The organism is Geodermatophilus aquaeductus (genome assembly GCF_900182545.1).
Classification (GTDB): Bacteria; Actinomycetota; Actinomycetes; order Mycobacteriales; family Geodermatophilaceae; genus Geodermatophilus; species Geodermatophilus aquaeductus.
Genome location: NZ_FXTJ01000016.1, coordinates 40,599 through 64,771 on the forward strand (window position 1 = coordinate 40,599; position 24,173 = coordinate 64,771).

Here is a 24,173-nt window from a genome sequence, read left to right on the forward strand (position 1 = left end):
CCGCGTCAGGTCCCGGACGCCGCGCCCTCGTGCTCGGGGCAGTAGGTGGCGGTGGCCGCCCCGTTGACCTGGCCGGCCTCGTAGGCGTCGAAGCCGCTGGCCTCGAGTGAGGCGACGACGTCGGCGAGGGGCACGCCCCGGTCGTAGGCGTCGCAGACCGCCAGCGCCAGGGCGATGAGGTCCTCGGGGCTGCCGTGGGAGGTCAGGCCCTGGGCGGTGACGAAGTCGGTGAAGACGGCGTCGGCGGCCTCCCGGTCCGACGCCGGGGTGCTCGCGCTCGCAGCGGGAGGAGGTGTAGCCGTCGTCCCGGCGTCCCCGCAGCCGGCCAGGGCCAGCGCGGTGAGGCACGCCAGGACCCGCCTCACCGTCCCGCGTCCCCCGGTACCAGCAGCGCCACGCACTCGACGTGCGCGGTCATCGGGAAGGCGTCGAAGGCGCGCAGTGCGGCCAGGCGGTACCCGGCCGCGGCGAACGCGGCGACGTCGCGGCCCAGGGACGCGGGGTCGCAGGCCACGTAGACGACGGCGCGCGCACCGGTGCCGGCCAGCACCCGGCTGACCGCCGGACCCGCGCCGGCCCGCGGCGGGTCGAGCACCACGACGTCGGGGGTGCCGCCGAGCTCCTCGAGCAGGCCGGTGAGCCCCTCGGCGTCCACCTCGCCCTGCCAGACCTCGGCCTGCGGCAGCCCGGCGAGGTTGGCCTCGGCCGCGGCACACGCCTCGGCGTCGGACTCCACGCAGACCACCCGGCCGGACTCCCCCACCGCCGGTGCCAGCGCGCCGCCGAACAGGCCGGCGCCGGCGTAGAGGTCGAGCACCGACTCCCCCGGCCGCACGGCGGCGGCCCCGGCCACGGCGGCGACCAGGGCGTCGGCGGCCGAGTCGTGCACCTGCCAGAAGCCGGTGCCCTCGACCTCCCAGTCCCGCCCGGCCGCGCGGCGCCCGGCCCGCCCGTCGGCCTCGCCGGGCACGTCCTCGCCGGCCCGCAGCACCCGGGTCGACGTCGGCACGCCGCGGCGGTCCAGGCGGGTGGTGGTCACCGTGCCGGCCGAGTCGACGGCGACGTCGACCGCTCCGGCGCCCGGCCAGCGGCGCGCCAGCACCGCCTGCGCGGCGGGCTCGACCGTGATCGGGCAGTCGTCGAGCAGGACGACGTCGTGCGAGCGGTGCCGCCGCAGCCCGGGCGCGCCGGTCCGGTCGACGGCGAAGCGGGCCCGCGAGCGCCAGCGCAGCGGCCCGCCGGGCAGCGGCTCGACGTCGAGACCGGTCAGCAGCGGGTCGCCGTCGTCCAGCCCGCCGAGCCGGGTGAGCTGCTCGCGGACGACGTCGGCCTTGAGGCGCCGCTGCCCCTCCCAGGACACGTGCTGCCAGTCGCAGCCCCCGCAGCGCCCGGGCCCGCTGTACGGGCAGGGCCGCTCGACCCGGTCGGGCGAGGCCTCGAGCACCTCGACGGCGTCGGCGCGGCAGTAGCCGGGCTGACGGTCCTCGGTGACCCGGACGACGACCCGCTCGCCGGGCAGCGCGTGACGGACGAAGACCACGCGCCCCTCGTGCCGGGCCACGCAGTGCCCGCCGTGCGCGACGGGACCGACCGTGACCTCGAACTCCCGGCCGGTCCACCCGCCGCCGCGGTCGGGCCGGGCCTGCCGAACCGGTCGGGTACCCGGGCGTCGGCGGTCAGCCATACGGGGTGGCCTCGACCTGGTCCTCGGTGAGGCCGCGGCGCAGGTCGCCGGGCATCGGGCCGTCGCGCCGGTCGTCCTCGCCGCGGCCGACCGAGCTCTCCAGCTGCCACGGCACCGTGGTGATCATGACCCCGGGCTGGAACTGCAGCCGGGCACGCAGCCGCAGCGCGCTCTGGTTGTGCAGCACGTTCTCCCACCAGTGCCCGACGACGTACTGCGGCACGAAGACGATGACCAGCTCACGCGGGCTGTGCCGGCGGATCGCCTTGACGTAGTCGACGACCGGGCGGGTGATCTCCCGGTACGGCGACTCCAGCACGGTGAGCGGCACGGGGATGTCGTAGCGCTCCCAGTCGGCCTGCAGCCCGCGGGTGTCGCTCTCGTCGACGTTGACCGTCAGCGCGGTGAGGACGTCGGGACGGGTGGCGCGGGCGAAGGCCAGCGCCCGCAGCGTCGGCTTGTGCACCTTCGAGACCAGGACGATCGCGTGCACCTTGCTCGGCAGCAGCCGGGCGTCCTGGTCGGGGACGAGCTGCTCGGCCACGTGCGAGTAGTGCTTGTTGATGGCCTTCATGAGCAGGAACAGGACCGGCATCACCAGGATGACCAGGTAGGCACCCCGGGTGAACTTCGTGATCACGATGATCACCAGGACGGTCGTGGTGATGCTGCCGCCGATGGTGTTGATGACCTGCGAGCGGCGCATCGCCCGCTTGGCGGCCGCGTCGTCGGTCAGGCGGATCTCGCGGTTCCAGTGCCGGACCATGCCCCACTGGCCGATCGAGAAGCTGGTGAAGACGCCGACGATGTACATCTGGATCAGCCTGTTGGCGTCGGCCTGGAAGGCCACGATCAGCAGCGCCGCGAACCCGGCCAGCAGCAGGATCCCGTTGCTGTAGACCAGCTTGTCGCCGCGGGTGTGCAGCTGCCGGGGCAGGAAGCGGTCCTGCGCGAGCACCGAGCCCAGCAGCGGGAAGCCGTTGAACGCGGTGTTGGCGGCGAGGATGAGGACCAGCGCGGTGGCCGCCTGGATGTAGAAGAAGCCGACGGAGGTGTCCCCGCCGAAGGTGGCCGCGGCCAGCTGGGCGATCACCGTTCGCTGGGGGTCGGTCTCGCAGTCGCCGGGGAACCCGACGAGGTCGCAGGTGTTCTCGGCGTACTTGACGCCGCCGATCAGGGCCATGGCGGTGACGCCGGCGAACATGGTCGCCGCGATGCCACCCATGAGCGCCAGCGTCGTCGCGGCGTTGCGCGACTTCGGCGGCCGGAACGCCGGGACCCCGTTGGCGATCGCCTCGACGCCGGTCAGCGCGGTGCAGCCCGACGCGAAGGCGCGCAGCGCGAAGAACACCAGCGCGACGCCACCCAGGTTGTCGTACCCCGGCTCGGCGGTGATCGACCAGCCGGCGCTCTCGGCGACCACCGGGGAGTCGGTGACGAAGTCCCGGATCAGCCCGGTGACGATCATGACCATGATCCCGGCGACGAACAGGTACGTCGGGACGGCGAAGGTCTTGCCCGACTCCCGCACCCCGCGCAGGTTGGCCGCGGCCAGCAGGGCCACCAGGCCGACGGCGATGAGCACGCGCTGCTCGTTGAGCTCCGGGAACGCCGAGATGATGTTGTCGGTGCCGGCCGAGACCGAGACGGCGACGGTGAGCACGTAGTCGACCAGCAGGGCGCTCGCGACGGTCAGGCCGGCGAACTGCCCGTGGTTCTTCATCGCGACCTCGTAGTCACCGCCTCCCGAGGGATAGGCGTGCACGACCTGCCGGTAGGAGAGGACGACGGTCGCCAGCAGCAGGACCACGACGACGGCCAGCCACGGCGCGAGGAAGAGGAAGGCGGTGCCGGCCAGCGTCAGGACGATCAGGATCTCCTGGGTGGCGTAGGCCACGGAGGAGAGCGGGTCGCTGGCGAAGATCGGCAGGGCCAGGGACTTCGGGAGCAGGGACTCCCCCACGCGGTCGCTGCGGACCGGACGGCCCAGCACGAGCCGTTTGGGGAGTTGTCCGAGGTCGGACAGCTTGGGCACGGCGGCGATGGTACGGACGCGGGGGCACCCGGTGCCGCCTGCGGCGACCTCCTCCCCAGCAGGGGTCGTGTGATCCGGGATGCGTCCCCGGCCACCCGGTACCCGGGTGTAGCTTCGCGCCCTGGACCGCGGGCGGACGGCGCCCGTGCGAGGCATCCGGGAGCGACACGTGCACGTGGTCGTCATGGGCTGCGGCCGCGTCGGCTCGGCCATCGCGCGGCGGCTGGAGCAGATCGGCCACAGCGTCGCGGTGATCGACCAGGACCCCGAGGCCTTCCGCCGGCTGGGTCCCGACTTCGGCGGCCGGCAGGTCACCGGCCTGGGCTTCGACCGGCAGACGCTGCTCGACGCCGGCATCGACTCCGCGGGGGCGTTCGCCGCGGTCAGCAGCGGCGACAACTCCAACATCATCAGCGCCCGGGTGGCCCGGGAGACCTTCGGCGTCCAGCACGTCGTCGCCCGGATCTACGACTCCAAGCGCGCCGAGGTGTTCGAGCGCATGGGCATCCCCAGCGTGGCCACCGTCCCGTGGACGGTGAACCGGCTGCTGCGCGAGCTGCTGTCGGTCAAGGTCAGCGAGATCTGGCGCGAGCCCACCGGCCGGGTGCTGCTGATGCGCGTGACCGTCACCGACGGGTGGGTGGGCCGCAAGCTCGCCGAGCTCGAGGCCGCCTCCGGGGCGCGAGCGGCGTGGCTGGTCCGCTTCGGCGAGGCGCAGCTGCCCACCTCCTCCACCGTGCTGCAGGACGGCGACCAGCTCGTCGTCGCGGCCACCGACGAGATCTCCGACCGGGTGCACCACACGGTCGAGCACCCCGAGGGAGGCAGGGCCTGATGCGCGTCGCCATCGTGGGCGCCGGGGCGGTCGGCCGCTCCATCGCCGGGGAGCTGCTCAGCAACGGGCACACCGTGATGCTCATCGAGAAGGACGGCCGCAAGGTCCGCACCCGCTCGGTGCCGGGCGCGGAGTGGGTGCAGGCCGACGCGTGCGAGGTCTCCTCGCTGGAGGAGGCCCAGCTGGCCACCTGCGACGTCGTCGTGGCGGCCACCGGCGACGACAAGGCCAACCTGGTCGTCTCGCTGCTGGCCAAGACCGAGTTCGCCGTCGCCCGCGTCGTCGCCCGGGTCAAGGACCCGCGCAACGAGTGGCTCTACACCGAGGCGTGGGGGGTCGACGTCGCCGTCTCCACCCCGCGGGTGCTGGCCGCGCTGGTCGAGGAGGCGGTGACCGTCGGCGACGTCGTCCGGCTGATGAGCTTCCGCAAGGGCGCGGCCAACCTGGTCGAGATCACCCTCGCCGAGGACACCCCGTGGGCCGGCCGGCCGCTGCGCGAGGTGCCGCTGCCGCGCGAGACGGTCCTGACGGCGCTGCTGCGCGGCGACCGGGTCATCACGCCGACCCCCGACGAGCCGCTCGAGATCGGCGACGAGCTGCTGTTCATCACGCACGCCGACGTCGAGGAGCAGCTGCAGCAGGTCCTCTCCCCCGAATCCATCCGCTGACCCGGCCCCGTCCAGGGGTCCGCCGCGAGCTCGCGAGTGGTGGGGAGGACGGGGTCCTCACTCGTCCGGCTCCGTCGCCACGCGGTGGCGGTGCAGCCGCGAGACCACCCACAGCGTCAGCGCCAGCGCCGCCGCGGTCACCGGGAGGCCGAGCACGAGCGAGGCGACGCCGAGCAGGTCGTCCTCGTCGGCGAGGTAGAGCGGCGTCTGCACGGCCACGCGCAGCAGGAACGTCAGCGCCCACACGACCGTGAGCCAGCCGTAGGCGCGCACCACCCGCGGGTCGTCGCGCCAGTGCCGCTCGGGCTCGGGGTCGGCCGGGCGCTCGCCGCCCGCGGGCTGCTCGGGCTCGGGAGGCGGCTGGTGGTGCAGCCGCGCGCGGGCGCTGTCGACCCGGCGGCGCAGGCCCGGCACCGTGTGGGCGGCCATCGACCCGAGGTGGCTGGGGGCGAGGAACTCCGCGACGACGCCGACCAGCGGCCAGCGCAGCGGCACCGACCCCAGCAGCACGACGCCGATCACGGCGTTGCGGATGATGCCGGGCACGTAGTAGTTGCGTGCCTGGCCCGAGGCGGCCGCGATGGCCACCGCGACCGCGACGCCGAACAGGCCGCTGAACGCCTGCTGCGGGCTCTCCCGGCGGGCCAGCCGGAACAGCAGGACGAGGACGGCGGCGCCGATCGCCGCCCAGATGCCGGTGCGCAGGCCGCCGATGGAGTTGGCCACGATGAAGGCCACCGTGGGCAGCGTCGCGTCGACCATGCCGCGCCAGCCGCCGAGCTGCTCGAGGACCAGGTGCCGGTCGAGCGTCAGCCCGCGCCCGCCGGGCCCGGCGTCGTCGGAGGTGGTGCCGTGCTCCTGCTGCGGTGACTCCTGCTGCGGTGCTGCTCCCCCCGGATCACGCCGGCCGTCGTCGTCGGCCGCCGGGATCACCCCGCGCTCAGCTCGTACCAGGGGTTGTAGATGACCTTGCGGCCGTCGAACTGGGCGAACCGGCCGCGGGCCGTGAGCGTCCGGCCGGGCTCGATGCCCGGGATCCGCCGGCGGCCGAGCCAGACGAGGGTGACCGAGCCGGACCCGTCGAACAGCTCCGCCTCGAGGGTCGGGACCGTCTCGCGCGGGGTGTAGACCACCGACTTCAGCCGGCCGGTCACGGTGACCACGGCGCCCTTGCGGCAGGCGCTGACCGGCTCGCAACCGGCGCGGTCGGCCTCTTCGCGCAGCTCCAGCGCGTCGATGGCGGAGTCGTCGGCGGTGAGCCGCTGCAGCGTGCGCGCGAGCCAGCCGCCGCCGGGACGGGTCTGTGTCACGGTTCCAGCGTAGTGCCGGTGCGGCGGGCGGCGGCGGGTTCCCCCAGCCACTCCCGGACGACGGCCCACGCCTCCCCCGCCACGTCGATCGGCACCCGGTGGCCGCCCGGGACGGTGCGCACCTCCACCCGGTCACCGGCGTCCGCCGCCGCCGCGGCGTAGCGCTGTGACTGCTCGAGCGGGACGACGTCGTCGTCGGTGCCGTGCACGCACAGGACGTCGGCGCCGGTGGGCAGCAGGCCGACCGGGTCGGCGACGGCGTAGCGGCCGGGCACCTCCCCGGGCTCCCCGCCGAGGAACTCCTGGACAGCGCCCGACCCCAGCCGCTGCTGCGCGGCGCGCCGCAGGTCGACGACGCCGGCCTGCAGCACCGCCGCGGTGACCCGCACCCGCGGCGCGGCGCCGGGGGCACCGGCCGGCAGCCGCCCGCGACCGGCGGCCCACGCCGCGAGGTGCCCGCCGGCGGAGTGGCCGACGACCGTGACGTCGCCGAGGTCGAGCCGGGCGGAGTCGGGCAGGCCGGGCAGCGCGTCGAGGGCGGCGGCGACGTCCTCGAGGGTGGCCGGCCATCCCCCGCCGGTGCCCACGCGCCGGTACTCGACGGCGACCGCGGCGTACCCGGCGGCGGCGAGGTCGGCGGCCAGCGGGCGGGCCAGCTCGATGCCGTACGCCGCGCGCCAGAACCCGCCGTGCAGGACGACGACCACCCGCGCCGGATCGGAGCCCTCCGGCAGGGTCAGCTCGAGGAACTGGTCGGGGTGCGGGCCGTAGGCGAGGACCGCAGGGCTCACGCGGTCGGCCCCGGCGGCCCCGGCGGCGTCGCCGGACGGCCCTGCTGACCGGCCTGCTGCTGACCGGCCTGCTGCTGGCGGGCGAGTTGCTCGGCGGCCTGCGGCGGCAGGGTGAGCGGGAGCTGCTCGCGCACCGGCATCGGCTGGGTGCCCCGGACGACGACCACCCGCCGGAAGACGTCCTCGAGCACCGCGGCCGCCTCGGGCGACTCGGCGGCCGGGCCGCTGATCATCCCGCGCAGGAACCAGCGCGGTCCGTCGACGCCGAGGAACCGCGCGGCCCGCCGCACCGGCTGGGGAGGCGGGCCACCGGGCTGGGCCGGGGGCGTCACCACGACCGTGCCGGAGAGCTCCGGGCCGAAGGGGCCGTCGACCTCCTGCAGCCGGCCGCCCTGCCCCGACGCGCTGCGCGCCAGCTCGGCGCGGACGTCGTCCCAGATGCCGGCCGCGCGGGGGGCGGCGAAGGCCGACAGCTGCAGCATCGAGTCGCCGTAGCGCAGCGTCGCGCCGATGACCTTCTGCTGCTGGTTGAGGTCCACCCGCAGCTCGGTCCCGGCCAGCGCCGGCAGCCGCAGGGCACCGAGGTCGACGCGGGGGGTGCCGTCGTCGTCGGGGACGTCGGACTCGTCGTAGGGACCGGTGGTCTCCTCGACGTCGCGCTCGCGGTGCTGCGGCTCGGGCGGGACGCCGCGCTCGCGCAGGGTGCGGTCGATCCGGTTGCGCCGTCGTCCGAAGGGCATCTCAGGCCTCCTGTCCCGCGCCGGTGGACCCGTGTCCGCCCTCGCCGCGGGCGCTGGCGGGCAGCTCGTCGACGGGCACGAACCGCGCCTGCACGACCGGCTGCACCACCAGCTGCGCGACCCGGTCGCCGCGGCGCAGCGTCAGCGGGGTGGTCGGGTCGAGGTTGACCAGGTTCACCTTGATCTCCCCGCGGTAGCCGGCGTCGATGGTGCCGGGGGCGTTGACCAGGCTCAGCCCGTGCCGGGCGGCCAGGCCCGACCGCGGGTGCACGAACCCGGCGTAACCCTCGGGGATGGCCACGGCCACCCCGGTGCCCACGAGCGCCCGCTCGAACGGCGCCAGCTGCACGTCCTCGGAGAGGGTGAGGTCGGCTCCCGCGTCGCCGGGGAGGGCGTAGCGCGGGGGTACGGCCCCCGCCGCGGTCAGCCGGACGGGGACCTCGAGGGGGTCGGACACGACGGCGACCCTAACCGCGCCGCGGACCGGTCGGCGGACCGGCCGCCGGGCTCAGGAGCGCCCGCGCTGGAGGTCCGACCGCACCCGCCGGGCGAGGGTCTCGGTGGCCTTGAGGTTGACCCGGCCGCCGAGCGCCGCGCCGATCAGCAGCGGCGCCGCCGAGCCGACGCTGCGGGCGAGGCTGCGGGACAGCCGCCGGCGCAGTGCCCGGAACCCGGCGGTGCCCAGGACGGTCGCCAGCCCCTGCCGCTCGCCACCGGAGACGGCGCGCTGCTGGGTCCAGCTGGACAGGTAGGCGGCGGCCCGGTCGGCGGCGCTCCCGGGAGCCGGCCGGCCGTAGAGCTCGTGCAGCTCGCCGAGCAGCACCACCTCGACGCCGGCGGTGAGCAGCGTCTCGGCGCCCATCTCCAGCGGCAGTGCCACCAGGGACGGCGGCGCGAACCACTGCGCGGCGAACAGCCCGCCGGTGGCCGCCCCGACCGCGGCGGTCAGCCGGGAGGCACGCGCCACCAAGGCATCGGCGATCTCCTCGTCCGAGCTGCCCGGGTACGCGGCGCGCAGCCGGGCGGCGTCGCGGATCGGCAGGCGGGGCGCGGCGGCGGCCAGCAGGTCGCCGAGCACGCCGACCGGGTTGCGGAGCAGCCCCTCGTCGCCGGCCGTGTCCGGGGCCCGGTCCTCGCCGCGACCGCCGGCCGCCGCGGACGCCACGGCCGAGGCCACGGCGCCCACGACGTCACGCAGCACACCGCCGCCCGACCGTCCGGAGTCGGGCCGCTCGCGAGGGGACGCCTCGTCGGCGCTGCCGCCGAGCAGCCCGGACACCGCGTCGGCGACGGCCCGGGCGGCGCGGCCCAGGCCGCCGTCCTCAGCGAGCCAGGCCGGACCGTCCCCCGACCGGTCCGGCTCCGGTGCGGCCGGCGGCACGGGCCGCGGCGGGGGGACGTCGCGGGGCGCCCCGATGCGCTGGGTGGGCTCGGTCATCGGCTGCTCCCCTCGGGTCCTGCTCGCTGGGTGGTCCTGCGTCAGGCCGCGCAGTCGCGGCAGTACAGCTGGTCGCCGCGGGTGGCGGCGAGCCGGCTGCGGTGCTGCACGAGGAAGCACCGCGAGCAGGTGAACTCGTCCTCCTGCTTCGGCAGCACGCGGACGGTCAGCTCCTCGTTGGACAGGTCCGCGCCGGGCAGCTCGAGGCTCTCGTTGAAGTCGGTCTCGTCGACGTCGACCGAGGCCGACTGGGCCTCCGCGCGGCGGGCCTTGAGCTCCTCGAGGGAGTCCTCGCCGAGCTCGTCGGCCTCGTTGCGGCGCGGGGCGTCGTAGTCGGTGGCCATGGGGTGTGCCCCTCCTCCGGGGTTCTCGCGGGCGCGTCACGCGCGCCCGCCGTCGTCCGACGGCAGCGGGGGCCGCCGTCGTCCTGGCCGGCCGCCCGAGGGGCGGCCGCTGGTCACGGCCGGACCCGTCTGCGGCCGACCCGGTGGTCGGCCCGGTTCGGGACCGGCAGCCCCCCAACGCCGTGTGGCCCCGGTTTGTGCCCGCCTTCGCGGGCGGGACACAGGAGGCCGTTTCTCGGCCCCTGCAGGGCACCCGGGACGGGCCCGGGCGGGGCGGTCGGGGAGCGGAGTGCCGGAGGTTACCCTGCCGCCCGTGTCGAGTCCCGTGGGAGCTGACCCCGCCGTCGTCGGTCCGTATCTCGCCTCCGTCCTCGGCGACGAGCGCTGGCGGGAGGTGACCGTCGAGCTCATCGCGGCGGGCATGTCCAACCTCACCTACGTCGTGACGCCCGCCGGCGGCAGCGCCGACGACGCGGTGATCCTGCGCAGACCGCCCACGGGCGCCGTGCTGGCCACCGCGCACGACATGGCCCGCGAGCACCGGGTCATCAGTGCGCTCGGGCCGACGCCGGTCCCCGTGCCGCGCACGCTGCACCTGTGCACCGACACCGCGGTGCTCGGCGCGCCCTTCTACGTGATGGAGCGCGTCGTCGGCCTGCACGTGGTCAACGAGATCCCGGCCGGCTACGCCGACACCCCCGAGCAGCGGCGGCAGATCGGCGACGGGCTCATCGACGTCCTGTCCGACCTGCACGCCGTCGACCCCGAGGCGGTGGGCCTGGGCGACTTCGGCCGGCCGGAGGGCTTCCTGGCACGGCAGGTGCGCCGGTGGACCAAGCAGTGGGACGCCACCCGCGACCGCGACCGCCCGCAGATGGACGCCCTCGCCGCCCGGCTGGCCGAGACCGTGCCGGCCAGCCAGCGGACCGGCGTCGTCCACGGCGACTACCGGCTGGACAACTGCCTGCTCGACCCCGAGCACCCCGGCGGCATCCGCGCCGTCCTCGACTGGGAGATGTCGACGCTGGGTGACCCGCTCACCGACATCGGCATGCTGTTCGTCTACTGGCCCGAGGCCGGCGAGACCCGGCCGGTCCTCAGCCCGGTGACGACGCTGCCCGGCTTCCCCACCCGCCGGGAGATCGCCGAGCACTACGCCGCCCGCAGCGGCGTGGACCTCTCCGATCTCAACTGGTACGTCGGCTTCGCCTTCTTCAAGTTCGCCGCGATCGTCGCCGGGATCGTCGCCCGCTCGGCAGCCGGCGCGATGGCCGGCAAGGACACCTCCGGCTACGCCGACCGCATCGACCCGTGCGTGGAGCTCGGACGCGCCGCGCTGGAGGACGGTGCCCTCTGAGGCCGTCGGCCCGACCTAGACTCCGCGCGACCTGCCGCACCCGCCCGGGGCGCCGTCGAGGAGGACGACCGTGAGCACCAGCACCGACAGTCCCCCGGCCCGCCCCCGGCGGGACCGCCGGCCGGTGCCGCCGCTGGTCTTCCTGCTGGTGCTGGCCCTCGCCGCGCTCGGCGTCTGGTGGAAGGTCCTCGACGACGCCGGCGCCCGCGAGGACGCCGCCCAGGCCGCCTGCGAGACCGCCGCGGCGGCACCGCCGTCGCTGGACCCCGGCACCGTGACCGTGCGCGTCTACAACGCCTCCGACCTCGCGGGCAAGGCCCAGGAGGTCGCCGACCAGCTGACGCAGCGCGGCTTCGTCGTCGACGAGATCGCCAACGACCCCACCGACCGCGAGGTGCCCGGGCCCGGCGAGATCCGGCACGGCGCGCGCGGCACCGACGCCGCGCGCTACCTGGCGCTGTTCCTCCCGGGCGCGGGCTCCTTCCAGGACACCCGCGCCGACGCCCGCATCGACCTGGTGATCGGCCCGGACTTCCCCGGGCTGGCCTCCCCCGACGACGTCGCGGCCACCCTCGAGCCGATCGCGAGCGCCGAGGCCGCCTGCTAGTCCCGGTGCAGCCGGTCGAGGAGCGCCAGGAGGGGCTCGGCGACCGTCTCCGGCACCGCGACCGCCATCGGCTCGGCGAACGGCCGGCCGGGCAGGCCGCTGAGCACCAGGCCGGCCTCGGCGGCCACCAGCGCGCCCGCGGCGTGGTCCCAGGGCTTGAGGTCGAGCTCGTAGTAGGCGTCCACGCGCCCGGCGGCCGCCGAGCACAGGTCGAGGGACGCGCAGCCCTGGCGGCGGATGTCGCGGACCTCGGTCAGGAGCCGCGCGACGACGGCGCCCTGCGCCCGCCGCTGCTCGACCCGGTAGCCGAACCCGGTGGCCACGAGCGTCTGCTCCAGCGACACCGGCCGGTTGGCGGTCAGCCGCACCGGCTCCGGGTCGGCCGGCGTGCTCAGGAACGCCCCGCCGCCGGCCGTCGCGGTGAACAGCTCGCCGGTGGGCACGTCGAGGACCGCGCCGGCCACGGTGACGCCGTCGACCTCCGCGGCGATCGAGACGGCGTAGCCGCGCAGTCCGTAGAGGAAGTTGACGGTGCCGTCGATGGGGTCGACCACCCAGCGCACGCCGCTGGTCCCCTCGCGGGCCGCGCCCTCCTCGCCGAGCAGGCCGTCGTCGGGGCGCGCGTCGAGCAGCCGGCCGGTGATCAGCCGCTCCGTGGCGGTGTCGACGGCGGTGACGACGTCGGTGGGGCTGCTCTTCACGTCGACGGCGGCCGCGGCCGAGCCGCGCTCCCGGGCGACGAGGGAGGCCGCCTCCCGGGCGGTCGCGACGGCGAGGTCGAGCAGTTCGGCGGGGGACGGCGGGGCACTCACCCGGGGGATCCTGCCCGAGCCGCGCATGCGAGTGCGGCGCCGGTCACTAGGGTGATCGCGTGCAGGGGTTCGGTGTGGACATCGGCGGCAGCGGCATCAAGGGGTGCCCGGTCGACCTCGAGGCCGGTGTGCTGATCGGTGAGCGGGTGCGGGTGGAGACGCCGCAGCCCTCCACCCCGGAGGCCGTCTACGAGGTGGTCGCCGGGATCGTGACGTCCTTCGGCTGGACCGGCCGGATCGGCGTCACCTATCCCGGGGTCATGAAGCGGGGCGTCGCCCACACCGCGGCGAACATGGACAAGGGCTGGATCGGCACCGACGTCGACGCCGGCATGACCGCGCTGGTGCCCGGGACGGTCGAGACGCTCAACGACGCCGACGCCGCGGGGATGGCCGAGATGCGCTACGGCGCCGGCCGCGACCAGGACGGCGTCGTCCTCATGCTGACCTTCGGCACCGGGATCGGCAGCGCGCTGTTCTACGACGGCCGGCTGGTGCCCAACACCGAGTTCGGCCACATCCAGGTCGACGGCGAGGACGGCGAGCGGCGCGCATCGGCAGCGGCCCGCGAGCGCGAGGAGCTGTCCTACCCCGAGTGGGCGGCGCGGGTGGACCGCTACCTCGACGTCCTCGAGGCCGGGCTGTGGCCCGACCTGATCATCGTGGGCGGTGGGGTGAGCAAGAAGGCGCACAAGTGGGTGCCGCTGCTGACCACGCGGACGCCCGTGGTGCCCGCCCAGCTCCAGAACGACGCGGGCATCGTCGGGGCCGCGCTGGCCGCCGCGGAGCGCTTCGAACCCTGACCTGCGGCCCGGAGCAGCCCTTCCGGGCGATCCCGGACCGTTCGAGGCGGTGGTCACACCGGATCTCGTCGCTACAATGGAGGAGCCCCAGCCCGTCACCACCCAGCCGGGAGTCATCCCCCGTCCTCCTCGCGGTGAAACACCGCGTCCGGACCCTGGGGCCTCCCCCGCTCCGTGGCCGACGACCGGGGCCGCTGCCCGGGAGCCGATCCACTCCCGGGGAACGCACCCAGCACGGGAAGGAACCTGAGTGCCCGCCGACAAGCCAGCGCCGGACGCCGCCGCATCGAGCACCCTCCGCTCGAAGACGGTCGCAGCCGGCACCCGGGCCTCCCGGACCAGCGCCCCCGTCGGGGTCGCGGACGAGGCGCCCACCGCGAAGACCGCGCGGAAGAAGGCCCCCGCCAAGGCCACCCCGAAGACCGTGGCCGCCAAGGGCGCCCGCAAGCCGAGCATCACCCCCTCCCCCGGTACCGGTGAGGGCGCCGTGCTGACCGCCGTGGCCACCGAGGACTCCGCCGTCGCCGTGGTCGACGCCGGCGCCGAGGGCCTCACCATCGACGAGACCGTCGTCGCCGGTCCCGACGGCGCGGAGGCCGAGGCCCCCGCCGCCGAGGGGGCCACCACCGAGGGCGGCGACTTCGAGTGGGACGACGAGGAGGAGTCCGAGGCGCTGCGGCAGGCCCGCAAGGACGCCGAGCTCACCGCCTCGGCCGACTCCGTCCGCGCCTACCTCAAGCAGATCGGCAAGGTCGCCCTCCTCAACGCCGAGGAGGAGGTGGACCTGGCCAAGCGCATCGAGGCCGGCCTCTACGCCGCCGAGCGGCTGCGCCAGGTCGAGGAGGAGGGCCAGAAGCTCTCCCCGCAGATGCGCCGCGACCTCAACTGGATCGTCCGCGACGGCGAGCGCGCCAAGAACCACCTGCTGGAGGCCAACCTCCGCCTCGTGGTCTCCCTCGCCAAGCGCTACACCGGCCGCGGCATGGCGTTCCTGGACCTCATCCAGGAGGGCAACCTCGGCCTGATCCGCGCGGTCGAGAAGTTCGACTACACCAAGGGCTACAAGTTCTCCACGTACGCCACCTGGTGGATCCGGCAGGCCATCACCCGCGCCATGGCCGACCAGGCCCGCACCATCCGCATCCCGGTGCACATGGTCGAGGTCATCAACAAGCTCGGCCGCATCCAGCGCGAGCTGCTCCAGGACCTCGGGCGCGAGCCCACCCCGGAGGAGCTGGCCAAGGAGATGGACATCACCCCGGACAAGGTGCTGGAGATCCAGCAGTACGCCCGGGAACCCATCAGCCTCGACCAGACCATCGGCGACGAGGGCGACAGCCAGCTCGGTGACTTCATCGAGGACTCCGAGGCGGTCGTCGCCGTCGACGCGGTCAGCTTCACCCTCATGCAGGACCAGCTGACCAGCGTGCTGCAGACGCTGTCGGAGCGGGAGGCCGGCGTGGTCCGGCTGCGCTTCGGCCTGACCGACGGCCAGCCGCGCACCCTCGACGAGATCGGCCAGGTCTACGGGGTCACCCGTGAGCGGATCCGGCAGATCGAGTCCAAGACGATGTCGAAGCTGCGCCACCCCAGCCGCTCGCAGGTGCTGCGCGACTACCTCGACTAGGTCCCCGCTCGTCCGCGACGGCCCCCGACCCCCTGCGGGTCGGGGGCCGTCGACGTCGGTGCCGTGTGTCGGCCGCGTTGCGGGATGGTCACGATCTCACCCGGCGGGGCGGACCGGGCGGTGTACCGCAGCACCGGCCGGGTAGACGGCGTAGCGTGGGCGACGTCGAGACAGCAGCGGACCCACAGCCGGAATCCAGCCGGCGCCCGGAAGAGAACCAGTCCCACCAGACAACCGGCACCACCCAGTGACGTCCCTGCTGAACCCACCACCACCAGTCCCAGCGGTCACCGGCTCACCAAGACCCGGCGAGTCGATCGCAGTGACGGGAGGCACGGGAACACAGGGGTCCATCCTGGCGCTGTGCAGGAGGCCGATCCGCAGCCGCGGGTCCGTGCGGTAGAGAGCGAGTGATGACCCAGATGACCCAGACGCTGACGACGACCCCCGCCGCCGACGACCTGGTCGTGCCCTTCCACTGCGACCGGTGCGGCGCACTGGCCAAGGTGCGTGTCGTGCTCGCCAGTGGCAGCGACCTCGTGTTCTGCGGGCACCACGCTCGCGAGTACGACACCAAGCTCCGAGACATCGCCGTCGACATCATCGCGACGGACGGCGAGTAACCCTCCCCACTCCGAGAGAGGGCAGTATCGTCGCGTTCCGCGATGAAGCCCTCACCCGACGCCGCCGCCGGCGTCCCCGGTCCGCCTGACGCGGCCGGGGACCCGGCGGCTCCGTCTGTCCCGGGGACCCCCGGTCGACGGCGACCCGAGGAAACCCCGATGCCGCAGCAGCCTGCACCCACGACCGCCGCCACGTCCGAGGATCCCGGAGCCGGCGGCTTCTCCGACGACACCCGGCCGGTCCCCCGCGACCGCGGCCCCATCGGTCCCGACGCGCCTCCGCCACCGGCCACCGCTGCCGCCGCCCCGGCCGAGTCGCCGGTCCAGGCCCCGTCCGAGGCCCCCGCCGCCACGGACGACACGCCGGCGCCCGACCCGGTCCACGACACCGTGGCGTTGACCGGCGGCCCGGCCGGCACGCAGACCACCCAGCCGGTCGAGACGGCCCCGGCTCCCGAGGCACCCCCGGCCCCCGAGACACCCGGGGCCCCTGAGACGCCCCCGGCCGCCGACGCCTCGGACACCGTCATCCTGGACGGCGCCGCGGTGCCCGCGGACGCGCCTCCCGCCGCCCAGCCGCCCGCGACCCAGCCTCCAGCCGCCCAGCCGCCCGCGCCTCCCGTCCCGCCGACGGGTCCCGCCGGCGACGGGTCCGGCGGACCGGGCGGGCAGGTCCCGGGTCCGCGCCGGTCGTTCTGGCGCCGTCCCGCCGTCCTCGCCCCCGTCGGCCTGCTCGCGGTGCTCGGCGCGGCCTACGGCGTCGACCTGCTCGTGGCCGGTGGCGACGTCCCGCGGCACACCGTCGTCGCCGGCGTCGACATCGGCGGCCTGTCGCCCGCGGCCGCCGCCGACGCCCTCGAGCAGGACCTCGCCCCGCGGGTCGCGGCCGACCACGTCGTCGTCGCCGACGACGTGGAGGCCACCCTCTCCCCCGCCGCCGCCGGCATCACCCTCGACGTCGACGCGACCGTCGACGCCGCCGACGACCAGCCGCTCAACCCGTGGACCCGCCTGGTCTCGCTGTTCAGCGACCGCGAGGTCGCCCCGGTCATGACCGGCGAGGAGACCTCGCTGGCCGCGCAGGTCGACACGATCGCCACCCAGGTGGACCGGGCGCCGGTCGAGGCCGGCATCACCCTCGAGGGCACCACGCCGAGCCTGGTCGAGCCCGTCGACGGGCGGACGCTGGACCGCGAGGGTGCCGCGACGGCGATCACCGAGGCCCTGGCCACCGGTGGCGACCCCGCGACGCCGATCGAGCTCCCCGTCGACGTCGAGCCGGTGCGGGTGGACACCGAGGAGGCACAGCGCGTCCTCGACGAGACCGTCACCCCCGCGCTCGCCGCGCCGGTCACGGTGACCAGCCAGGACGGCGCCACCTCGGTCGAGATCCCGGTCGAGGCGATCGCCGCGTCGCTGACCTTCACCCCACAGGACAGCGGCGAGCTCGCCGTCGCCGTCGACCCGGCCGCGCTGCAGACGGCGATGGCCGAGGAGTTCACCGCCTTCGGCACCCCAGCGCAGGACGCACGCTTCGAGGTCGCCGGCGGCGCCGTGCAGGTCGTCCCGTCGGTCGACGGCACCGGCGTCGACCCCGCGGCGCTGGCCGGCCAGCTGCTCGAGGTGCTGCCCGACCCCGCGCCGCGCTCGGTCACCGCCGAGCTCGGCCCGGTCCCGGCCGAGCTGACCACCGAGGAGGCCGAGGCGCTCGGCATCCGCGAGGAGGTCAGCTCCTTCACGACGACGACCACCAACAACGCCAGCGGCACGAACATCCGCGTGGTGGCCCAGGAGGTCGACGGCGCGCTGGTGCTGCCCGGCGAGACGTTCAGCCTGAACACCTACACCGGCCCGCGCGGCACCGCGCAGGGCTACGTGCCGGCCAACGTCATCAGCGGCGGCGAGCTGTCCACCGCGGTCGGCGGCGGGATCAGCCAGTTCGCCACCACGATGTTCAACGCGGTCTTCTTCGGCGGCCTCGAGGACGTCTACCACAAGCCGCACAGCTTCTACATCAGCCGCTACCCGGCCGGCCGCGAGGCCACCGTGTACGAGGGCCAGATCGACCTGCAGTGGCGCAACGACACCGACACCGGCATCTACGTGGACACGCAGTGGACGCCCGGCGCCTCCGGCGGGTCGATCACGGTCACCTTCTACGGGACCAAGCGCTACGAGGTCGAGGCCATCGAGGGCCCGCGGACGAACTACCGTGCCCCGGCGGTGCAGGAGCGGGTCGACGACGGCGACTGCATCCCGCAGTCCGGCGTGCAGGGCTTCGACGTCACCGTGACCCGGGTGTTCCGCGACCTGCAGAGCGGCGCGGAGATCCGTCGGGAGACCTTCGAGACCACGTACGCGGCCGAGGCGGTCATCCGCTGCATCGCCCCGCCGGCCGAGGAGCCGGCCCCGCCGGCTCCGGACGGCGGCACCCCGCCGGCCGAGCCGACGGCCTGAGCGGCTCCCCGATCGAGGGGTCCCGGCGCCCGCACCGCCCGCGTCGTGGGCGGAGGCGGGCGCCGGGCGTGCACACTGGCCAGGTGAGCACCGTGCGGGCCGGCGGGCGGTCCCGCACCGGGACCGCCGAGGATCCACCCGTCCCGGCGCCCGCCCCCGCGGCGCCCGGCGACGGTGCCACCCGCGCCGACCTCCCCGCTCCCGGCCGGCTCGACCACTGGCCCGCCGTCGTGCGGGTGCCGGCGCAGGTCGTCGGCCGCACGGTGGGCAAGGCCTGGAAGGACCGCATCCTCGGGCTGTCCGGCGAGGCGGCGTTCTGGCAGATCCTCTCGGTGCCGCCGCTGCTGATCGCGCTGCTCGGGTCGCTGGGCTACCTGGGCAGCTGGATCGGCGCCGCGTCGGTGCAGACGATCGAGGACACGCTGGTCAACGCCTCCAGCGAGGTCCTCACCGCCGACGTCGTCGACTCGCTGGTCCGGCCGACGCTCAGCGACATCCTGACGTCGGGGCGGCTCGACGTCGTCAGCCTGGGCTTCCTGATCACGCTGTGGGCCGGGTCGTCGGCGACGGCGACGTTCATGAACACGATCGTCATCGCCTACGACCAGCGCGACGTGCGCGGCCCGATCGCCACCCGGCTGATGGCGCTGTGGCTGTTCGTCGTGGGCCTGGTGCTCGCGGTGCTCATGCTGCCGCTGCTGGTGCTCGGGCGCGGGGTGCTCGTCGCGCTGCTGCCCCAGCACTGGCAGGGGACGGCGACCACGCTGATCAACGCGGTGTACTGGCCGGTCGTGCTGGTGGGCCTGCTGCTGGCGCTGACGAGCTTCTACCACGTGATCCTGCCGCGGCGGCTGCCGTGGCGACGGCACCTGCCGGGCACGCTCCTGGCGGTCGCCTTCTTCCTGGTGGCGGCCACGGTGCTGCGGCTCTACGTGTCCGACATCCTGGTCGCCGCGCTGCCCTACGGCGCGCTGGCCACCCCGATCGCGGCCCTGCTGTTCCTGTTCTTCTTCGGCATGGCCCTGCTGCTGGGCGCAGAGCTCAACGCGACCATCCAGGAGCGCTGGCCGGCGCCCCCGCGCCGGCACACCCGCCGGGCCCAGCGCCGCCGCGCCGCCGAGCTGGAGGCCGAGGCCAAGCGCCTCGGCCTCCAGTGACTCACTCCTTGCGGAGCTGCTCGTAGACCTCCTTGCAGGCCGGGCAGACCGGGCTGCCGGGCTTCGGTGACTTGGTCACCGGGAACACCTCGCCGCACAGCGCCTCGACGAGCGTGCCCATGACGGCGCTCTCGGCGATCTTGTTCTTGCGGACGTAGTGGAAGACCTCGTTGGCGTTGCCGGTGTCCGAGTCGCGGACGTCGGGCTTCTCGAGGAGGTCGGAGTTGCTCACGGTCTCTCCCAGGGTGGGCGACGGATCCCGGCGGGCGGCCCGGCGCGCCTCCTGCCGGAGGTGGGCGCCGGGCGCGACCGCCCCGCCCACCATGATGGCAGGGTGCCTCCCGAAGCTCCCCGCACCGAGCCCCGTCACGCCGCCGCCCCGCCGCTGACCCTCTCCCCCGAGATCGCCGAGGCACTCGACGCCGGCGCGCCCGTCGTCGCCCTGGAGAGCACGCTGCTCGCCCACGGCCTGCCGCGGCCGGACAACCGCGCCGCCGCCGACGACGTCGAGGCGGCCGTCCGGGCCGGCGGCGCCGTGCCCGCGACCATCGCCGTGCTCGACGGCGTGCCGCACGTGGGCCTGACCGCCGAGCAGGTCGACCGGGTCTGCGCCGACCCCGACCTGGCCAAGCTCGGCGTCCGCGACCTGCCGGTGGCCGCCGCCCTCGGCCTGTCCGGCGCCACGACGGTCTCGAGCACCGCGCTGCTCGCCGAGGCCGCGGGCATCGCCCTGTTCGCCACCGGCGGCCTGGGCGGCGTGCACCGGCAGTCGGCCGAGACGTTCGACGAGTCCGCCGACCTCACCGCGCTGTCGCGCACCTCGCTGGCCGTCGTGTGCGCGGGCGTGAAGTCCATCCTCGACGTCCCGGCGACGCTGGAGCGGCTGGAGAGCCTGTCGGTCACCGTCGTCGGCTACCGGACCCGGACCTTCCCCGGTTTCTACGTCGCCGACGGCGGCGCGCAGCTGGACTGGTCGGTCGAGTCGCCGGAGCAGGCGGCCGCGGTGCTCGCCGCGCGGCGCGAGCTCGCGCCCGGCGCGGTCGTCGTCGCCAACCCGCTGCCGGCCGACGAGCAGCTCGACCCGGCGCTGCACGACCGGGTCATCGCCGACGCGCTGGCCGCCGCCGAGACCGCCGGCGTGCGCGGCAAGGCCGTCACGCCCTTCGTCCTCGACCACCTGCACCGCGCCAGCGAGGGCGCGACGCTGGCCGTCAACGTGCGGCTCGTCCTCCGCAACGCCGAGCTGGCCGGGCGGATCGCGGCCGCGCTGGCCGCGGCGGCCCGCTGAGCACCCGCCCGGTCGTCGTCGTCGGCGACCTGGCCACCGACGTCGTCGCCGTCCTCTCCGGGGAGCCGGCGCCGGACTCCGACCGGCCGGCCACCATCCGCAGCCGCGGCGGCGGCGCGGGCGCCAACGTCGCCGCGCACCTGGCCGCGCTCGGGGTACCGGTCACGCTGGCCGGGTGCGCCGGCGACGACACGGCCGGCGCGGGGCTGCTCGCCGAGCTCGCCGCCGCCGGGGTGGACCTGGCGGTGCGGACGGTGGCGGGAGCGGCCAGCGGCACGATCGTCAGCCTCGTGGAACCCGGCGGGCGGCGGAGCATGCTGGCCGACCGCGGCGCCAACCTCGACCTGCGCCCCGCCGACGTCCCTCCCCCGGCCCCCGGCGGGCACCTGCACCTGTCGGGCTACACGCTGCTCGACGCGCGCCCGCGCGCGGCGGGCCTGACTGCGCTGGCCGCGGCTCGCGCGGCGGGGTGCACGACCTCGCTGGACCCGGCGTCGACCGGTCCGCTGACCGCCTACGGGGTGGACCGGTGGCTCGCCGACACCGCCGGTGTGGACCTGCTGCTGCCGAACGCCGACGAGGCACGGCTGCTGTCGGGCTGCGCCGACGTCGGCGACGCGGCACGCGCGCTGGCCGGCCGGCACACGGCGGTGGCCGTCACCCTCGGGGCCGAGGGCGCGCTGTGGGCGGCGGGCACCGCGCTGGTGCACCGCCCGGCGCACCCGGCGCGCGTCGTCGACACGACCGGGGCCGGGGACGCATTCACCGCCGGGCTGCTCGCGGTGTGGCTGGCCGACCCGCAGGGCGACCCGGCGGCCGCGCTGGACGCGGGACTGGCCCGGGCCGCCGACGTCGTCGGCCGCCCGGGCGCGCGCTGAGGACCCGCCGGGCGCTCAGCCGTCGATGACGGTGCCGCCGCCCTCGATCGCCCGCCGCTGACGGGCCGGGTCGTCGAGGATGTGGTCGGGCCGCGGCGCGACGTAGCGGTGCGCGTCGAGCTTCTTCTTCGGCGGCCGGTCGTTGGCCATGACGACGGCGATCCAGGGCAGCACCGTGCCGAGGACCGCGAAGATGATCGCGAGCCAGAGGATCTGGTAGAACGCCGCGGCCAGCACGAGGCTGACGGCGCGGACGCCCATGGTGATGACGTACCGCTTCTTCCGGGCGGCGTGCTGCTCGGCCAGGCTCGGCTCGGCCTGGGTGATGAGCACCGGCTCCGACCGGCGGGGTCGTGCGGGCTGCTGGCTCGAGGCCACGGACACATCCCTCCGCTGGCCCGGAGCACCGACGGCACGGTGTCGCCTGTGGTGGCCAGGACCCGGTCTCTGCTGGCCGGGCCCCGGGTATCCCCCCGGTCCGGTTCCCATGGTGCCACTGCGGGAGGGGCCGTGCAGGTGCCTCCGCGGACGATCGCGGCCCGCTACGGGCGGGTCCCCGCGGCGTCCTTCGCGGCCTTCTTCGCCGCCTGCTTGGCGGCTCTGACCTCGGCCAGCGACTCGGGTCCGGTGATGTCGGCGACCGAGCGCCGGGACCCCTCCTCGCCGTAGGAACCGGCCGCCTCCCGCCACCCGGGCGGGGTGACGCCGTACTGCTTGCCGAGCAGCGCGACGAGGATCTTCGCCTTCTGCGCACCGAACCCGGGCAGCTCGCCGATGCGCCGCAGCAGCGTGGCGCCGTCCGGGGCGTCGGACCACAGCCCGTCGGCGCGGCCGTCGTAGCGCTCCACGAGCAGCCGGCACAGCGCCTGCGCCCGGGCGGCCATCGAGCCCGGGTACCGGTGCACGGCCGGCGGCCCCTGGAAGCAGGTGAGCAGCCGGTCGGGGTCGGCGTCGGCGATCCCCGCGGCCGTCAGCGTGTCCACCCCCAGGCGGTCGGCGAGCAGCCGGGGGCCGGCGAAGGCCCGCTCCATCGGGAACTGCTGGTCGAACAGCATCCCGAGCACGAGGGCGAGCGGGTCGCGGCCGAGCAGCTCGTCGGCGGCGTCGTCCTGGGTGATGCGAACGGGGGGCACCTGCGCAGTGTGCCAAGCCGTGGGAGCGCGCGGGTCGCGGTGGCAGCCGGGCCTCCCCGGACGGACCGAGCCGGCCGAGGAGACCCGTTGCCGCACGCAGATCGACGGGATCGGCAGGCGGCGATCACCGGCCGCGGCGTCGCGGAGGCTCATCGGCGGGTGGCGGCCCCGGCGTCCGCACCCTCGGGCACGGCCGCGCGGGTCAGCGCGGGTGCCGGAGCGACGCCCGCCACCGCCCGCGGACCCGGGCTGCCGGGGGCTCGTCCGCGACCAGCTCGTAGCGTCTCCCGTAGTTCTCCACCACCGCCTCGATCGCGGCGACGACCGGGATGGCGACGAAGGCGCCCATCGGCCCGAAGAGGCTCACCCCGACGATGACCGAGCCGAGGGCGACCGCCGGGTGGATGTGCACGGTGCGCGCGGTGATCCTCGGTCCGATCAGGTAGTTCTCCACCTGCTGGTACGCGACGCCGAAGACCACCACCCACAGTGCGTCCGCCGGCTGGCCGGCGAGTGCCACCACCGCGGGCAGGCCGATCGCGAGGTAGGTGCCCACGGTCGGGATGAACTGGGACACCAGCCCGGTCCAGAGCGCGAGCGGTAACCAGAACGGCACCCCCAGGACCAGCAGGAACACGGCCGTGACGAACGAGCTGAGCAGGGCGAGCAACAACCGGGAGAACACGTAACCGCCGGTCTTCTCCACCGTGATGTCCCAGACGAGGGAGATGACCCGCTGCTGGCGGGGCGGGAAGCGCCGGGACACGGTGTCCCGCAGGGCGGGCGCCTGAGCGGACATGTAGAAGGCGAACAACAGGAACGTCAGCACCTGGAAGACCACGCCGATCACCGAGGTCACGAACCCGACGACGCCCGGCGTGAGGTCCTGCACGATCTGCTGGACCCGGGACGGTGTGAGTTGGAGGGAGTCCACGACCTCGCCGGCCTGCAGCCGGGTGTCGAACGTCCGGTTGACCGCGTCCACCACGTCGGTGACGACGTCGGGCAGCGAGGTCACCAGCCCCGCGAGCTGATCGACCAGCAGGGTGCCGAACGCGGCCACCAGGCCGATCCCCAGGAGCACCACGCCCAGCATGACCAGGCCGGTGGCGGCTCCGCGGCGCAACCCCCGGCGGGTGAGGGCGTGCACGGCCGGCTCGATGCTGATCGAGAACATCCAGGCCAGGAACACCAGGCCGAGGAAGCTCCGGAGGTGGGTGAAGGCCCATCCGGCCACCTGGTAGGCCGCGACGGCGAGGACCACGAGCAGGACGACACGACGCAGCCAGGGTGGCTCTCCATCCCGGCGGCCGGGGCTCCGGTCCCCGCTGCCGGGCCGGGCCGGGGTCGCCGCAGCGGCCTCCGTGTCCCGCGCGGCCGCCACCTCGGGCCCGTCACTCCCCGGCACATCAGCACCGTAGAGCGGCGCCGGGCACTCGAGCGTGTGCCGAGGTCCGGGACATCCAGGAGCAGCAGGACCCGCGCCGCCCGCGAGCTGGGTCCGACGTCGGGCTCGGCCGGCACGCGGTCGCGGTGGCGGCCGCCCCGGCGCGGCTCGCACGACGCGGAGCGGACCCGGCCGTCCC

Annotated in this window: 26 protein-coding genes; 11 read left to right on the forward strand and 15 right to left on the reverse strand. The window is 75.3% G+C overall.

Going from position 1 to position 24,173, the window contains the following annotated elements; translation table 11 throughout:
* Positions 1-5 precede the first annotated feature (5 nt).
* The 3 genes from FN207_RS24180 to FN207_RS24190 are packed head-to-tail and all read right to left on the reverse strand — an operon-like array spanning position 6 to position 3,719.
* Entirely contained in the window at positions 6-365 is a 360-nt protein-coding gene (locus tag FN207_RS24180; RefSeq protein ID WP_185938554.1) for a DUF732 domain-containing protein, read from the reverse strand.
* Complete coding sequence (locus FN207_RS24185; protein ID WP_142460999.1) at positions 362-1,684, reverse strand: class I SAM-dependent RNA methyltransferase; 1,323 nt, start codon at positions 1,682-1,684, stop codon at positions 362-364. The genes FN207_RS24180 and FN207_RS24185 overlap by 4 nt, the downstream gene beginning before the upstream one ends.
* Positions 1,677-3,719, reverse strand: a complete 2,043-nt coding sequence (locus FN207_RS24190) for an APC family permease (protein WP_142461000.1) — start codon at positions 3,717-3,719, stop codon at positions 1,677-1,679. Before FN207_RS24190 ends, FN207_RS24185 begins: the two co-directional genes overlap by 8 nt.
* Before the next feature lie 169 nt (positions 3,720-3,888).
* Between FN207_RS24190 and FN207_RS24195 the strand changes: the two genes are divergently transcribed.
* Positions 3,889-4,554, forward strand: a complete 666-nt coding sequence (locus FN207_RS24195; protein WP_110909930.1) for a potassium channel family protein — start codon at positions 3,889-3,891, stop codon at positions 4,552-4,554.
* Entirely contained in the window at positions 4,554-5,222 is a 669-nt protein-coding gene (locus tag FN207_RS24200) for a potassium channel family protein (protein ID WP_142461001.1), read from the forward strand. Before FN207_RS24195 ends, FN207_RS24200 begins: the two co-directional genes overlap by 1 nt.
* Before the next feature lie 57 nt (positions 5,223-5,279).
* Here FN207_RS24200 and FN207_RS24205 read toward each other — a convergent pair whose 3' ends face one another.
* The 7 genes from FN207_RS24205 to FN207_RS24235 are packed head-to-tail and all read right to left on the reverse strand — an operon-like array spanning position 5,280 to position 9,845.
* Complete coding sequence (locus tag FN207_RS24205; RefSeq protein WP_246066334.1) at positions 5,280-6,155, reverse strand: DUF3159 domain-containing protein; 876 nt, start codon at positions 6,153-6,155, stop codon at positions 5,280-5,282.
* A complete protein-coding gene (locus FN207_RS24210; protein ID WP_142461002.1) occupies positions 6,152-6,532 on the reverse strand; it encodes an OB-fold nucleic acid binding domain-containing protein in 381 nt (126 codons plus the stop codon). The genes FN207_RS24205 and FN207_RS24210 overlap by 4 nt, the downstream gene beginning before the upstream one ends.
* Positions 6,529-7,323 carry an alpha/beta hydrolase family protein gene (locus FN207_RS24215; RefSeq protein ID WP_142461003.1) on the reverse strand — a complete coding sequence of 265 codons (795 nt, stop codon included), beginning with the start codon at positions 7,321-7,323 and terminating at the stop codon, positions 6,529-6,531. The genes FN207_RS24210 and FN207_RS24215 overlap by 4 nt, the downstream gene beginning before the upstream one ends.
* Positions 7,320-8,063, reverse strand: a complete 744-nt coding sequence (locus FN207_RS24220) for a DUF3710 domain-containing protein (RefSeq protein ID WP_142461004.1) — start codon at positions 8,061-8,063, stop codon at positions 7,320-7,322. The genes FN207_RS24215 and FN207_RS24220 overlap by 4 nt, the downstream gene beginning before the upstream one ends.
* Position 8,064: 1 nt before the next feature.
* Positions 8,065-8,520 (reverse strand): dUTP diphosphatase, encoded by a 456-nt coding sequence (gene dut, locus FN207_RS24225; protein ID WP_142461005.1) that lies wholly within the window; start codon positions 8,518-8,520, stop codon positions 8,065-8,067.
* 51 nt (positions 8,521-8,571) lie between these two features.
* The gene (locus tag FN207_RS26575) at positions 8,572-9,501 is read right to left on the reverse strand and encodes a hypothetical protein (RefSeq protein ID WP_185938555.1); all 930 of its coding nucleotides are present in this window, start codon (positions 9,499-9,501) and stop codon (positions 8,572-8,574) included.
* A gap of 41 nt (positions 9,502-9,542) precedes the next feature.
* Complete coding sequence (locus FN207_RS24235; RefSeq protein ID WP_110005988.1) at positions 9,543-9,845, reverse strand: DUF4193 domain-containing protein; 303 nt, start codon at positions 9,843-9,845, stop codon at positions 9,543-9,545.
* A 313-nt stretch (positions 9,846-10,158) separates the two neighbouring features.
* Between FN207_RS24235 and FN207_RS24240 the strand changes: the two genes are divergently transcribed.
* Entirely contained in the window at positions 10,159-11,202 is a 1,044-nt protein-coding gene (locus tag FN207_RS24240; protein ID WP_142461006.1) for a phosphotransferase family protein, read from the forward strand.
* A 70-nt stretch (positions 11,203-11,272) separates the two neighbouring features.
* On the forward strand, positions 11,273-11,809 hold the full coding sequence (locus FN207_RS24245) for a LytR C-terminal domain-containing protein (RefSeq protein WP_142461007.1): 537 nt from the start codon (positions 11,273-11,275) through the stop codon (positions 11,807-11,809).
* On the opposite strand, the gene FN207_RS24250 is transcribed toward FN207_RS24245, so the two are convergent.
* Positions 11,806-12,621 (reverse strand): inositol monophosphatase family protein, encoded by an 816-nt coding sequence (locus tag FN207_RS24250; RefSeq protein WP_246066335.1) that lies wholly within the window; start codon positions 12,619-12,621, stop codon positions 11,806-11,808. The genes FN207_RS24245 and FN207_RS24250 overlap by 4 nt on opposite strands.
* A 59-nt stretch (positions 12,622-12,680) precedes the next feature.
* Here FN207_RS24250 and ppgK point away from each other — a divergent pair, with 59 nt between their 5' ends.
* The 5 genes from ppgK to FN207_RS24275 all read left to right on the forward strand — a co-directional run bounded on the left by ppgK (position 12,681) and on the right by FN207_RS24275 (position 19,288).
* Complete coding sequence (ppgK, locus tag FN207_RS24255; protein ID WP_142461009.1) at positions 12,681-13,424, forward strand: polyphosphate--glucose phosphotransferase; 744 nt, start codon at positions 12,681-12,683, stop codon at positions 13,422-13,424.
* Positions 13,425-13,674: 250 nt separating this feature from the next.
* Entirely contained in the window at positions 13,675-15,051 is a 1,377-nt protein-coding gene (locus FN207_RS24260) for an RNA polymerase sigma factor (protein ID WP_142461010.1), read from the forward strand.
* Between the two features lie 413 nt (positions 15,052-15,464).
* On the forward strand, positions 15,465-15,674 hold the full coding sequence (locus tag FN207_RS24265; RefSeq protein ID WP_199505451.1) for a DUF7455 domain-containing protein: 210 nt from the start codon (positions 15,465-15,467) through the stop codon (positions 15,672-15,674).
* Between the two features lie 159 nt (positions 15,675-15,833).
* The gene (locus FN207_RS24270) at positions 15,834-18,131 is read left to right on the forward strand and encodes a VanW family protein (RefSeq protein WP_142461011.1); all 2,298 of its coding nucleotides are present in this window, start codon (positions 15,834-15,836) and stop codon (positions 18,129-18,131) included.
* An 83-nt stretch (positions 18,132-18,214) separates the two neighbouring features.
* Entirely contained in the window at positions 18,215-19,288 is a 1,074-nt protein-coding gene (locus FN207_RS24275) for a YihY/virulence factor BrkB family protein (RefSeq protein ID WP_246066336.1), read from the forward strand.
* A 1-nt stretch (position 19,289) separates the two neighbouring features.
* Here the strand turns inward: FN207_RS24275 and FN207_RS24280 are convergent, their stop codons facing one another.
* Positions 19,290-19,520, reverse strand: a complete 231-nt coding sequence (locus FN207_RS24280) for a DUF3039 domain-containing protein (protein ID WP_110007708.1) — start codon at positions 19,518-19,520, stop codon at positions 19,290-19,292.
* A 102-nt stretch (positions 19,521-19,622) separates the two neighbouring features.
* Here FN207_RS24280 and FN207_RS24285 point away from each other — a divergent pair, with 102 nt between their 5' ends.
* A complete protein-coding gene (locus FN207_RS24285) occupies positions 19,623-20,576 on the forward strand; it encodes a pseudouridine-5'-phosphate glycosidase (protein WP_221888383.1) in 954 nt (317 codons plus the stop codon).
* Entirely contained in the window at positions 20,573-21,454 is an 882-nt protein-coding gene (locus FN207_RS24290; protein WP_142461041.1) for a carbohydrate kinase family protein, read from the forward strand. The genes FN207_RS24285 and FN207_RS24290 overlap by 4 nt, the downstream gene beginning before the upstream one ends.
* Positions 21,455-21,469: 15 nt before the next feature.
* On the opposite strand, the gene FN207_RS24295 is transcribed toward FN207_RS24290, so the two are convergent.
* From FN207_RS24295 to FN207_RS24305, 3 genes are all read right to left on the reverse strand, one after another.
* A complete protein-coding gene (locus FN207_RS24295) occupies positions 21,470-21,832 on the reverse strand; it encodes a DUF3099 domain-containing protein (protein ID WP_142461012.1) in 363 nt (120 codons plus the stop codon).
* A 164-nt stretch (positions 21,833-21,996) separates the two neighbouring features.
* The gene (locus FN207_RS24300) at positions 21,997-22,587 is read right to left on the reverse strand and encodes an HhH-GPD-type base excision DNA repair protein (protein WP_221888384.1); all 591 of its coding nucleotides are present in this window, start codon (positions 22,585-22,587) and stop codon (positions 21,997-21,999) included.
* A gap of 202 nt (positions 22,588-22,789) precedes the next feature.
* The gene (locus tag FN207_RS24305) at positions 22,790-23,851 is read right to left on the reverse strand and encodes an AI-2E family transporter (RefSeq protein ID WP_246066337.1); all 1,062 of its coding nucleotides are present in this window, start codon (positions 23,849-23,851) and stop codon (positions 22,790-22,792) included.
* Positions 23,852-24,173 lie beyond the last annotated feature (322 nt).